The sequence below is a fragment of the Streptomyces sp. NPDC057900 genome (genome assembly GCF_042887885.1).
Taxonomy (GTDB): Bacteria; Actinomycetota; Actinomycetes; order Streptomycetales; family Streptomycetaceae; genus Streptomyces.
The window spans coordinates 1570629-1582911 of the sequence record NZ_JBHVOI010000001.1; the positions used below are offsets into that span (position 1 = coordinate 1570629).

10 protein-coding genes are annotated in these 12283 nt (G+C 69.1%); 1 reads left to right on the plus strand and 9 read right to left on the minus strand.

Annotated elements, in window-relative coordinates; all coding sequences use genetic code 11:
• Window positions 1–13: 13 nt before the first annotated feature.
• Complete coding sequence (locus ACFVQ0_RS06570) at window positions 14–1111, plus strand: LCP family protein (RefSeq protein WP_390085153.1); 1098 nt, start codon at window positions 14–16, stop codon at window positions 1109–1111.
• A 14-nt stretch (window positions 1112–1125) separates the two neighbouring features.
• On the opposite strand, the gene ACFVQ0_RS06575 is transcribed toward ACFVQ0_RS06570, so the two are convergent.
• From ACFVQ0_RS06575 to ACFVQ0_RS06615, 9 genes are all read right to left on the minus strand, one after another.
• Entirely contained in the window at window positions 1126–2628 is a 1503-nt protein-coding gene (locus ACFVQ0_RS06575; RefSeq protein ID WP_390085155.1) for an amino acid permease, read from the minus strand.
• Between the two features lie 158 nt (window positions 2629–2786).
• Window positions 2787–4766: a 1-deoxy-D-xylulose-5-phosphate synthase gene (dxs, locus tag ACFVQ0_RS06580; RefSeq protein ID WP_390085157.1), complete on the minus strand. Its 1980-nt coding sequence runs from the start codon at window positions 4764–4766 to the stop codon at window positions 2787–2789.
• Window positions 4767–4967: 201 nt separating this feature from the next.
• Complete coding sequence (locus ACFVQ0_RS06585) at window positions 4968–5924, minus strand: HAAS signaling domain-containing protein (protein WP_390085158.1); 957 nt, start codon at window positions 5922–5924, stop codon at window positions 4968–4970.
• Entirely contained in the window at window positions 5921–6262 is a 342-nt protein-coding gene (locus ACFVQ0_RS06590; protein ID WP_390085160.1) for a PadR family transcriptional regulator, read from the minus strand. Before ACFVQ0_RS06590 ends, ACFVQ0_RS06585 begins: the two co-directional genes overlap by 4 nt.
• Window positions 6263–6393: 131 nt before the next feature.
• Window positions 6394–7710 carry a sugar ABC transporter permease gene (locus ACFVQ0_RS06595; protein ID WP_390085162.1) on the minus strand — a complete coding sequence of 439 codons (1317 nt, stop codon included), beginning with the start codon at window positions 7708–7710 and terminating at the stop codon, window positions 6394–6396.
• Window positions 7707–8501 (minus strand): ATP-binding cassette domain-containing protein, encoded by a 795-nt coding sequence (locus ACFVQ0_RS06600; RefSeq protein WP_311302591.1) that lies wholly within the window; start codon window positions 8499–8501, stop codon window positions 7707–7709. Before ACFVQ0_RS06600 ends, ACFVQ0_RS06595 begins: the two co-directional genes overlap by 4 nt.
• A 225-nt stretch (window positions 8502–8726) precedes the next feature.
• Entirely contained in the window at window positions 8727–9824 is a 1098-nt protein-coding gene (locus tag ACFVQ0_RS06605; RefSeq protein WP_390085164.1) for a substrate-binding domain-containing protein, read from the minus strand.
• Window positions 9825–9947: 123 nt separating this feature from the next.
• Window positions 9948–11147, minus strand: coding sequence for an ROK family transcriptional regulator (locus ACFVQ0_RS06610; protein ID WP_073734867.1), 1200 nt, complete (start codon window positions 11145–11147; stop codon window positions 9948–9950).
• Between the two features lie 213 nt (window positions 11148–11360).
• Entirely contained in the window at window positions 11361–12278 is a 918-nt protein-coding gene (locus ACFVQ0_RS06615) for a carbohydrate ABC transporter permease (RefSeq protein WP_390085165.1), read from the minus strand.
• Window positions 12279–12283: the final 5 nt, after the last annotated feature.

Genomic DNA, 12283 nt, shown 5'->3' on the forward strand with positions numbered 1-12283 from the left:
GGACTCCTTCAGGATGAGCCAAGACGCCAGCACATCTGACAGACAGAGTTCCCCGGAAAGTCCCCGCCGCGGGCGCGGGCGCGAACGGACGCGCGGCCGGCGAATACGCCGGGGGCTCCTGCTGTCGGTCCTGGTGATCGTCATCGCCGCGGGCGGGACAGCGTACTGGCTCTACAGCCGGCTCGACGGAAACATCAAGGGCGTCGACATCGACAGGGCTCTCGGTGACGACCGCCCCGAGAGGCTCCCCACCAGCGGGCAGAATCTGCTGGTCCTCGGCTCCGACTCGCGCGCCGGGGCGGAGAACAAGGCGCTGGGCGGCGGGGGCGGCGTGAGCGGCGCACGCTCCGACACCGCGATGGTCGTGCACATCCCCGAGGGCCGCAGCAGGGCCATCGCCGTCTCCATCCCGCGCGACACCCTGGTGACCCGGCCCGAGTGCGTCACGTCCGACGGCTCGACCATGGGCTCCGCGAACCGCGTGATGTTCAACTCCGTCTACTCCCAGGTCGGTCCGGCCTGCGTGGTCAAGACCGTGGAGAAGATGTCCGGGGTCCGTATCGACCACTACCTGGAGATCAACTTCGCCGGATTCAAGGACCTCGTCGACGCCATAGGCGGCGTCACCGTCGATGTGCCCCAGGATATCCACGACAAGGCCTCCGGACTCGACCTCACCGCCGGTCCCCACAAGCTCGACGGCACCGAGTCCCTGTCCTACGTCCGCACCCGTTACGGCATCGGGGACGGCAGCGACCTCGGCCGGATCGGACTCCAGCAGCAGTTCCTGCTGGCCCTCCTCGGCGAGGTCAAGTCGAAGGACCTGCTGGGCAGTCCGGCCAGCACCTATCGGATCGCCAACTCCGCGACCAAGTCCCTCACCACCGACGAGGGCCTCGCCTCCCTCAAGTCGCTGAGCAAATTCGCCCGTTCGATGAACGGCGTCGACCCGGGCTCGATGGACACCGTCATGCTGCCGGTGGCGTACGACCGGATCGACCCCAACCGCGTGGTGCCGGCGCAGCCGCAGGCCGGGGCGGTCTGGAAGGCGCTGCGCGAGGACACCGCCATCCCCGCGTCCGCCAGGAAGTCGCCCGCCACCGGCGGCTGACCGCCCGGCGGCGTTCAGCTGCCGCGTTGGACCCGGCTGTGCTTGCGGCCGTAGACGAAGTAGATGACGACGCCGATGACCATCCAGATGCCGAACCGCAGCCAGGTCTCGGCCGGCAGGTTGAGCATCAGCCAGACGGACGCGGCGACCGAGAGGACCGGGATCAGCGGGACCCACGGGGTGCGGAAGGCGCGGTGCAGCTCCGGGCGGGTGCGGCGCAGGACCATGACACCCAGGGCGACGACCACGAACGCGAAGAGCGTGCCGATGTTCACCAGGGTCGCGAGCTCGTCGATGCTGGTGAATCCGGCGACGACCGCGATGATCACGCCGAGCAGGATGGTCGGGCGGTACGGGGTGTGGAAGCGCGGGTGGGTCTTGGAGAAGAAGCGCGGGAGGAGTCCGTCCCGGCTCATCGCGAAGAACACCCGGGTCTGGCCGAGCAGCAGGATCATGCAGACCACGGTGAGGCCGACGGCCGCGCCGAAGCTGATGATCCCGGCGTAGACGGGGTGGCCGACCGCCTTGAAGGCGTCGGCCAGCGGGGCGTCCACGGAGAGTTCGGTGTAATGCTCCATTCCGGTGACCACGATCGATACGGCGACGTAGAGCGTGGTGCAGATGAGGAGCGAGGCCATGATGCCGCGCGGCATGTCGCGCTGCGGAACCTTGGTCTCCTCGGCCGCCGTGGCCACCACGTCGAAGCCGATGAAGGCGAAGAAGACGACGGAGGCGGCGGTGAAGATGCCCATGACGCCGAAGTTGGTGGGCGCGTACCCGAAGATCAGCTGGACGAGCGGCGCCTGCAGGCCCGATCCGGCGGACTGCGGCTGCGCCTCGGGGATGAAGGGCGAGTAGTTCGCGGTGTCGATGAAGAAGAGGCCCGCGATGATCACGATCAGCACGACGGCCACCTTGATCGCCACCACGACGGTGGTGACCCGGGCGGAGAGCTTCATGCCCAGCACCAGGATGACGGTGAGGATCAGGACCAGGACGAACGCGAGGATGTCGAAGCCGAATCCTTTCGTCGCGTCGGTCCCGGAGAGCGCGTTCGGCAGTGACCAGCCGATGTTGTCCAGCAGTGAGCGGACGTAGCCGGACCAGCCGACCGCCACCACCGCCGTGCCCAGCGCGAACTCCAGCACCAGGTCCCAGCCGATGATCCAGGCGACCAGTTCACCGAGCGAGGCGTAGGAGAAGGTGTACGCGGACCCGGCCACCGGGACGGTGGAGGCGAATTCCGCGTAGCAGAGGGCGGCCAGGGCGCAGACGACGCCCGCGACCACGAACGCGATGGCGGTGGCGGGTCCCGCCGTCTCCTTGGCCACCTTGCCGGTGAGGACGAAGATCCCGGTGCCGATGATGACGCCCACTCCGAAGACCGTGAGGTCCAGGGCGGAGAGGGACTTCTTGAGGGCGTGCTCCGGCTCCTCGGTGTCGCGGATGGACTGTTCGATCGTCTTGGTCCTGAACAGCCCGTCCCGGCTGGGGGGCAGGTCCTGCTGCGTGCTCACCGGCGTACCTCCACGCACTCGTCGTGGGTGCCATGATTCGGAGATTCGGACCGGCTCGCTCCCGGCACGCCCCGCAGGACGGGATTTCACGCGAATGGGCCGGTCGGACCACCCGTGGAGGGTGGGCGACCGGCCCATTGGTGGAACCGCGTTACGGATCAGTCCCGGACGGGCTCCGCCACGGAGCGGCTCTCCGCGTCCGTCTCGTAGCGGCCGTCGAGCTTGGCGACCAGACCGGTGACCTGACGGGCGATGTCCGGTGCGGTCAGCCCGATCTCGGCCATGACCTCCTTGCGGGAGGCGTGGTCGAGGAAGACCGGCGGGATGCCGAAGTCGCGCAGCGGTACGTCGACGTCCGCGTCGCGCAGCGCCTGGGCGACGGCCGAGCCGACGCCGCCGGCCCGGCTGTTGTCCTCGACGGTGACGACGACGCGGTGCTTCGCGGCGAGCGGCGCCATGGCCTCGTCCACGGGCTTCACCCAGCGCGGGTCGACGACCGTGGTCGAGATGCCCTGGGCGTCCAGCAGATCCGCGATCTCCAGGCACATCGGGGCGAGCGCGCCGATGGAGACGAGCAGGACGTCGGGCCGGGAGGTACCGGGCTCGCGGAGCACGTCCATGCCGCCGGCCGTGGAGACGGCCTTGACCGACGGGCCGACCGCGCCCTTGGAGAACCGGACGACCGTCGGGGCGTCGTCGACCGCGACGGCCTCGCGCAGCTGGGCGCGGACCTGGTCGGCGTCGCGCGGGGCGGCGATCCGGAGCGAGGGCACGCACTGGAGGATCGACATGTCCCACATGCCGTTGTGCGAGGCGCCGTCCGTGCCGGTGACCCCGGCCCGGTCCAGGACGAAGGTCACGCCGCACTTGTGCAGGGCGACGTCCATGAGGACCTGGTCGAAGGCGCGGTTGAGGAAGGTGGCGTAGACCGCGAAGACGGGGTGCAGGCCGCCGGTGGCGAGGCCCGCCGCGGAGACCGCGCCGTGCTGCTCCGCGATGCCGACGTCGTAGATCCGGTCCGGGAACGCCTTCTCGAACTTGGTCAGGCCGACCGGCTGGAGCATGGCCGCGGTGATCGCGACGATGTCCTCGCGCTCCTTGCCGAGCTTGACCATCTCCTCGCCGAACACGGAGGTCCAGTCGAGTCCGGAGGTGGCGACGGGCAGGCCGGTGTCGGGGTGGATCTTGCCGACGGCGTGGAAGCGGTCGGCCTCGTCCAGCAGCGCCGGGGTGTAGCCGCGGCCCTTCTCGGTGAGGCAGTGGACGATGACCGGGCCGCCGAAGCGCTTGGCGCGCTGGAGCGCGGACTCCAGTGCCTCCAGGTCGTGTCCGTCGATCGGGCCGACGTACTTCAGCCCGAGGTCCTCGAACATGCCCTGCGGGGCGATGAAGTCCTTGAGGCCCTTCTTGGCGCCGTGCAGCGTCTCGTACAGCGGCCTGCCGACGACGGGGGTGCGCTCCAGGAGGTCCTTGCCGCGGGCCAGGAAGCGTTCGTAGCCGTCGGTGGTGCGCAGGGTCGCCAGGTGGTTGGCGAGGCCGCCGATCGTCGGCGCGTAGGAGCGCTCGTTGTCGTTGACGACGATGACGAGCGGGCGGTCCTTCGCGGCGGCGATGTTGTTCAGCGCCTCCCAGGCCATGCCGCCGGTGAGCGCCCCGTCACCGATGACCGCGACGACGTGGTCGGGACGCTTCAGCACCTCGTTGGCCTTGGCGAGGCCGTCGGCCCAGCCGAGCACCGTGGAGGCGTGGCTGTTCTCGATGACGTCGTGCTCGGACTCGGCGCGCGAGGGGTAGCCGGAGAGGCCGCCCTTGCTCTTGAGCTTCGTGAAGTCCTGGCGGCCGGTGAGGAGCTTGTGGACGTAGCTCTGGTGGCCGGTGTCGAAGAGGACCTTGTCCTTCGGGGAGTCGAAGACCCGGTGCAGGGCGATGGTCAGCTCGACCACGCCCAGGTTGGGTCCGAGGTGTCCGCCGGTCTTGGAGACCGCGTCGACGAGGAAGGTCCGGATCTCTTCGGCGAGCTGCTCCAGCTGCTCGGGGGTGAGCCGGTCCAGGTCACGCGGTCCGCCGATGCTGGCCAGCAGATCCCATCCGTCGCCCACCACCGCCCGTGCATGACGCGCTTCGCGCGGCTGTGTCACCGTGCCTCCTTGCGATTGTGCTGGTCGAGCATGCCGATCCGATGAGTCTAATGTTCCGTTCGCCGCCACGGACATCGGGCGGGCGTGTGCTGACCCACCGGTCCCGGGCCGCGCGGCCGGGCCGACCGGTCCCACCTGTGCGTTCGGGGCGCGTCGCGAATGGTTCCGGACGGGCACTGTGACGGGAACGACGCCGCGGATTCAGGCCCGCGCCTCCGCGAGCCGCCGCATCACCCCGCGCGCGCCCCCCACCAGGACCAGCAGAACCGCGACGGTGTAGAAGGAGTCCGGGGTGTGCCAGCCGCCGTTGACGTCCGCCAGGAAGGCCGGGTCGAAGAACTCCCGCCGGTACAGGATCCACGCGAGCGGCAGCGTGAACGCCGCCTCCGCGGCGATGTTCCACACCGCGAGCGCCCGCGTCGGAGCCCGCACCGCCCGGATCACGTCGAGCGCCACGAGTCCGGCGAGCCCGGCCAGGACGGGCCAGATCCAGCCCGACCAGAGGCCCGGCTCCAGCACGTCGAGGTGGACGCCCGCGTCGGTCCGGTACGGCTGCGCGGTGTGCTGCCACACGATCAGGGCGATCAGCAGCGCGTGCCAGGCGGTACCGGCGTACGCCAGCGCGCCGCGGCTTCCCGGCGCACGGGACTCGGGCAGCTCGTCCGGCGTCCAGAGCGCCCTGCCGGGTGCGCCGGGGCGCTTGCCGGACCGCTCGGCCAGGGCGAAGACCACGGTGAGCCAGGCGACCAGCTGGGCGCCGAGGGAGAGCACCGTCCCCACGGCCCCGCCGATCACCGACGCGGCTCCCCGCCCGTCCACGACGTCGAGGACGGCGCCGACCGCGGTGACGGCCGGCAGCACGGCGAGGAGCAGCACGGTGAGGAGCCGTACGTACGCCGGGTAGAGGCCGGGCCCGATCAGGGTGAGCGGCCGGTCCGCGTAGCCGGCGGCGAGCCGGATGGGGTCGCCCATCTCGGTGAGTACCTCGCGTTCGGCGGTCGCCGGGTCGTTGGGCCCCCTGGCCTCGACGGTGTCGGCGATCGTGGCGGACAGCTCCTCGGCCACGTCGCCGCGCCGGCCGGCCGGGATGCGCCGGACGACCTCCGCGACATAGCGGTCGGTCAGCGTCCCGGTGCCGGGCGCACTCGGCGTTCTCATCGGTCCTCCCCCTTGGTCAGGCGTGCTATCGAGGCGTCCAGGGCCCGCCACTCGCGCAGCAGCCCGGTGCGGACCCGGGCTCCCTCGGCGCTGATCCGGTAGAACTTCCGCGGCCGGGACTGCTCGGTGTTCCACTCGCTGACGAGCAGCCCCTGTTTCTCCAGGCGCCGCAGCAGCGGATAGAGGGTGTTGCCGTCCACCGCGATCCCGGCGTCACCGAGCGTCTCCAGCAGTGCGTAGCCGTACCGCGGTTCTTCCAGGAGGGCCAGGCAGGCCAGCACGACCGTGCCGCGGCGCAGCTCCTGGGCCTGGCTGAGGATCAGTTCATCGGTGCCCACGCCTGACACGATACTGTGCGCCGCACACTAATGTCACCAGTGAGGGTGACCGCCCGTACCGCGAACGCGAAAGTGCCCGGCGCCCCCCGAAGGGGCGCCGGGCACTGCCGTGTTGAGGTGCGGGCGCCGTACTAGGCGCGGCCCGCGGTCTTCTGCGTGCGACGGGAGACCGAGTCGATGACCACGGCGGCGAGGAGAACCGCGCCGGTGATCATGTACTGCACGGCGTTGGCCATGCCGATCATGTTCAGGCCCTGCTGGATCGACTGGATGACGACCATGCCGAGGAGCGCGGACCAGACCTTGCCCCGGCCACCGAAGAGGCTGGTGCCGCCGATGACCGCGGCCGCGATCACCAGCATCAGGGTGTTGCCGCCGCCGACGCTCTTGGTGGCGCCGCCGGAGAGGCTGGCGATGAAGAGTCCGCCGAAGGCGCCCAGCGTGCCGGAGAGCGCGAAGACGATGATGCGGATGCGGTCCACGCTGATACCGGCGCGGCGCGCGGCCTCCGCGTTGCCGCCGACCGCGAAGACCTGGCGGCCGAAGGTCGTCCGGCGGGCCACGAAGTCCGCGATCACCAGGACGGCGAGGAAGAGCACCAGGGCCAGCGGCAGACCGCGGGCGCCCTCGGGCTCGTTCAGGACGTACGCGACGACGAAGCACAGGACGGCGACGACGGCGGTGCGCAGCACGATCTCGGTGACCGGGCGGGCGGGCAGGTTCGCGGCCTTGCGGCGCTTGCTGTCCACCAGCAGGGACACGGCGTACGCGATCACGGCGACCAGGGCGAGGCCGTAGCCGACGGCCTTGTCCTCGAAGAAGTAGTTGGTGAGGTCCTCGACGACACTGCCGGACGGCGTGTTGATCGAGCCCTCGCCGCCCATCATCCAGTCCTGCAGACCGCTCCAGCCGAGGAAGCCGGCCAGGGTGACGACGAAGGCAGGCACCCCGATCTTCGCGAAGAAGAAGCCGTGCAGGGCGCCCAGCGCGGTCCCGGCGAGGACGGCGGTGAGGATGCCCAGCCACTCCGGCCAGCCGTGGTTGACGTTGAGCACGGCCCAGGTGGCCGCGCCGACACCGGCGACGGAGCCGACCGAGAGGTCGATCTCGCCGAGCAGCAGCACGAACACGATGCCGACCGCCATGATGCCGAGGCCGGAGCTGTACACGGCGATGTTGGCGACGGAACTGGCGGAGAGGAAGTTGCTGTTCTGGAACTGGAAGACGATCGCGATGACGATCAGTCCGACGAAGACCGGCAGCGAGCCGAGCTCACCGCCGCGCACCTTGCGGGTGAACTCCGACCAGTAGCCCTTGAAGCCCTCCTCGCGGATGAGCAGGCGGGGGTCCACCGCGGGGACGGTCGCCTGGGCCGGCACCGTGGCACTCTGCCCGGCCTTCTCGGTCTTCTCGGCGGAAGGCCCGGGGGTCTTGGCGAGGTCGCTCACTTTGCGTCCTCCTTCGTGACTGTGCGTGCCTGGCGGCGCGTGACGGCATTGTCCGTGGCGCCGGTGATGGCGGCGATGACCTCTTCGTGGGAGGTGGTCGCGACGTCGAAGACGCCGTTGTTGCGGCCCAGACGGAGCACCGCGACGCGGTCCGCGACGGCGTTCACATCGGCCATGTTGTGGCTGATGAGGATGACGCCGTGGCCGCGCTCGCGCAGCCGCTCCACGAGGTCGAGGACCTGGGCGGTCTGCTCGACGCCGAGTGCGGCGGTCGGCTCGTCCAGGATGACGACCTTGGGGTCGCCGATCAGGGCGCGGGCGATGGCCACGACCTGGCGCTGGCCACCGGAGAGCGAGGCGACCGGGATGCGGACGCTGGGGATCCGGATGGACAGGGTGTCCAGGAGTTCCTTAGCGCGCTTCTCCATCGCGATCTCGTCGAGGACGGAGACGCTGCGGAGCTCGTTGCCGAGGAAGAGGTTGGCGACGACATCGAGGTTGTCGCAGAGGGCCAAGTCCTGGTAGACGGTGGCGATTCCGAGGTCCTGGGCGTCGTTCGGCCGGTTGATCCGGACCGTCCCGCCCTCCCACTCGATGGCGCCTTCGTCGATCGGGTGAACACCCGAGATGGTCTTGACAAGGGTTGACTTGCCGGCGCCGTTGTCGCCGACCAGGGCAACCACTTCGCCGGAATGAATCTCCAGGTTCACATCGGTGAGCGCCTGAACGGCGCCGAACCGCTTGGAGATTCCGCGCAACGCCAGCACGGGCGTAGCGGACACGTGAATCATCTCCTTCGCCGCCTGACCGGCGGGGATGGTGCTGCATTGCACAGGGGGTGCCGGTTCGGGCCGTCGGACCACCGTCGTCGCCTGATGGCCCTTGGGGCCTGGGGCGGCGGCAGTCCGACGACCGGATCCGGTGAGGAGAGTCCGGCCCCGCCCCCGCTTTGCGGGGCGTTGACGGGGCGGGGGCCGGACTGGCAAGGGGCGCCCCTGGGGGCTCGCCCGCCGGTGTTACTTGATGCCGGCGGCGTCGCACGCCTTCTTGTACTCGGGGGTGCAGATCTCGGAGGCCTTGTAGACCTTGTCCGCGACGATCGTGGAGCCGATGTTCTCCTTGGTCACGACCGTGGCGTCGTACAGCCGCGACGGGATGGCCTTGAACTCGCCCGAGAGGCTGTCGACCTTGGTGTTGACCAGGTCGTCGAACTTCTCGCCCTTGAGGAGCTTCACCGCGATGCCCGCGGTGGTGTCCGCCTGCGGCTTGATCTGCTTGTAGATCGAGAAGGACTGCTCACCCGCGAGGATGCGCTGCAGACCGGCGAGCTCGGAGTCCTGGCCGCCGACCGGGACCTTCACACCCTGCTTCTTGAGGGCGGTGATGATGCCGCCGGCCATGCCGTCGTTCGCGGAGTAGACGCCCTGGAAGCCGTTCTTGCCCAGCGAGTCGAGGGCGGCACCCATCTTCTTGTTCGCCTCGTCCGGCGACCAGTCCGGGATGTCCTGCTCGTAGACGACCTTCTTGACCTGGGTGTCCAGGACGCTGTGCGCGCCCTTCTTGAAGAAGGGGGCGTTCGGGTCGAGCGGCGAGCCGTTGATCATGACGACGTTGCTGCTCTTCGCCTTGTCGCCCAGCGCCTTGACGAGCGCCTCGCCCTGGAGGCGGCCGATCTTCTCGTTGTCGTAGCTGATGTACGCGGAGATCGGGCCCTCGGCGAGACGGTCGTACGCGACGACCTTCACGCCCTTCTTCTCGGCCTGCTGGACCCAGGACTTCACGGCCTTGTAGTCGACCGTGTCCAGGATGATGACCTTGACGCCCTGGGTGACGAGCGAGTCGAACTGCTTCTTCTGCGTCTCGGCGTCGCCGCCGGCGTTGTTGTACTTGACGTCGCAGTCCGAGCAGAGCGCCTTGATCTTCGCCTCGATCATCGGGCGGTCGAAGGTCTCGTAACGCGTGGTCTTGTTCTCCGGAAGCAGCAGGCCGATGGTCTTGCTGTCGCCACCGCTCCCGCCGTCCTTGTCGTCGCCCGCCTTGCCACAGGCTGCGAGGGAGACGGCCATGGAAACCGCGGCCGTGCCTATGACGATGCGTCGCGTCATTGCGTTCATTACGGGTGTGCCTCCCTGACGAGGCCGCAGCGTTGCGGCCGAGGTGGCCAGAAGTCAACTCGGCCGCAGAGCCAGCGTCAAGGAGTAAATCCTTAACGAGATGACAACGGTGCCATTCGTTATCTAAGTGAAGGCAGGAGTCGCCGTAGGGAGGGTGCTCTCCAAAAGGGTTGAATCCCCCATCTCGCTCAGCACGAGGGCGAGCGCGCCCAGCACCTCGGCCCGGCCGCCGAGCGCCCCGGGAAGCACCGAGAGCTGCCGTGCGGCGCTGGGGATGGAGTAGCGCGCGACCGAGTCGCGGATCGGCCCGAGGACCAGTTCGCCGGCCTCCGCGAGCGAGCCGCCGAGCACCACCCGGCTGGGGTTCAGCAGGTTGCAGAGGTTCGCCACCCCGCTCCCGATGTGCCGCCCGACGTCACCGATCACCCGGCGGCACCCCGGATCGCCCTCACGGGCCAGCTGGACCACCCGCTCCATGGTGAGATCGGGGCCGTGGCTGGGCTGGAGCAGCGGCAGCACGTACCGGGCGGCCGTGAACGTCTCCAGGCACCCCCGGTTGCCGCAGCGGCAGACCGGGCCCGATTCGTCCAGGGTGATGTGGCCGATCTCGCCGGCCGTGCCACCGGGGCCCCGGTAGATGTGCCCGTCGATCACCAGACCCGCGCCGACACCGCTGGCGACCTTGATGTACGCGAGGTCGCTGACCCCCCGGCCGCTCCCCCAGACCAGCTCCCCCAGCGCCCCGAGGTTGGCGTCGTTGTCGACGTAGACCGGCACCCCGAGGCGTCCGGCCAGCTCTTCCCTGGGGTTGATGCCCGTCCACCCCGGCAGGATCGACGTGGAGCCCAGCGTGCCGGACTCGACGTCGATCGGGCCGGGTACACCGAGGCCGACCCCGATCACCTTGCCGGGACTGATCCCGGTCGTCTCGATCAGCCGGTTGACCAGCTGTTCCGCCCGTCCGAAGCCCTCGGCGGAGGAGGCGTCCACGTCCAGCGGCTCGGACTCCTCGGCCAGCACCTGGTGGGCCAGGTTGCCGACCGCCACCCGCAGGTGCGTGTGCCCGAAATCGACGCCGATGACGATGCCCGCGTCACCGCTGAGGGAGACGCTGCGCGCGCGGCGGCCGCCCGCGGAGGTGGGGGTCACCTCGACCGTGCCGCCCTCTTTGAGTTCGCGAACGATATTGGAGACGGTGGCCGCGGAGAGGCCCGTGCTCCTGGCGATCTCCGCCTGGGTGAGTGACCCCGCCATACGTACGGCGCGCACGACCCGCTCAAGGTTGGCGCGATGCAGAGATGTCTGCGACCCCGGAGTCTCCATCGACTCTCTCACTCCTGCCATATTCTCCAACATGTGAACTCTAAGCTGAGCGTTTTGGGGTACTCCCCGTCAAGACCTTGAGCAGTCGAAGCCTCGGATGAGCACCGGACCCTCGCACGTCGACCCCTGCGAACTCCCCCGTAAACAGACGAACCGCCCGCCGGCGAGGATGCCGGCGGGCGGTTCGGTCGTTCGGTGCGCGCGTTCGAGGAGTTACTTCACCGCGCCTGCGGTGAGGCCCGCCACCACCTGGCGCTGGAAGATGATGTAGGCCGCGAGGACCGGCAGCATCGCCATCACCAGACCGGCGAAGAGCCCGGACCAGTCGCCCTTGTAGCCCTGCCCGTTGGCCAGTTCCACCAGGCCCTGGGAGAGCACCCGGTACTTCGGATCGGTGTTCAGCACCGTTGGCAGCAGGTACTGGTTCCACTGCCCGAGGAAGTTGAAGATACCGACACTGATCAGGCCGGGCTTCGCCATCGGCAGCATCACCTGGAAGAACGTCCGGGTGTGCGAGGCACCGTCGAGCATCGCCGCCTCCGCCACCGAACTCGGCAACGAGCGGAAGAACGAGGTGAGGAAGAAGACGGTGAACGGCAGCGAGTACGCGATGTAGACCATGATCAGTCCGTGCCGCGTGTTCAGCAGGCCCATGTTGTTCATGACGAAGAACAGCGGGACCAGCGCCAGGATGATCGGGAAGCTCATCCCGCCGATGAACATGTAGTAGATGAAGCGGTTGCCGGGGAAGTCGAACCGCGCCAGTACGTACGCCGCCATCGAGCCGAGCAGCAGCGTGCCGATGAGCGAACCGCCCACCACCAGAATGGTGTTGAAGAAGTAATCGCTCATGTGCGCCTGACTCCAGGCGCGCGACCAGTTCTCGAAGTGAAGCTTGTCCGGCAGCGCCCACGGCGTCGACAGGATCGAGTCATCCGTCTTGAACGAGGCCATGATCGCCCAGAGCAGCGGCATGACCACCAGGATCGCCCAGATGACCAGCACACCGTGCGAGAAGACGTTGAGGACCTTGCCCTCGCTGCTCTTCGCCTTCTCGGCCGGTGCGGGCGCCTTGGACACGGGGGCCGGTTCCGTCACCTTATCCACGGGAGGGGTGTCAGTGGCCTTCACGTGTG

Coding starts and splice junctions, on each gene's coding strand:
- ACFVQ0_RS06610 (WP_073734867.1), bottom strand. CDS start 11,147: ATGGAGACTCCGGGGTCGCAGACATCTCTGCATCGCGCCAACCTTGAG.
- ACFVQ0_RS06585 (WP_390085158.1), bottom strand. CDS start 5,924: ATGAGAACGCCGAGTGCGCCCGGCACCGGGACGCTGACCGACCGCTAT.
- ACFVQ0_RS06570 (WP_390085153.1), top strand. CDS start 14: ATGAGCCAAGACGCCAGCACATCTGACAGACAGAGTTCCCCGGAAAGT.
- ACFVQ0_RS06605 (WP_390085164.1), bottom strand. CDS start 9,824: ATGAACGCAATGACGCGACGCATCGTCATAGGCACGGCCGCGGTTTCC.
- ACFVQ0_RS06600 (WP_311302591.1), bottom strand. CDS start 8,501: ATGATTCACGTGTCCGCTACGCCCGTGCTGGCGTTGCGCGGAATCTCC.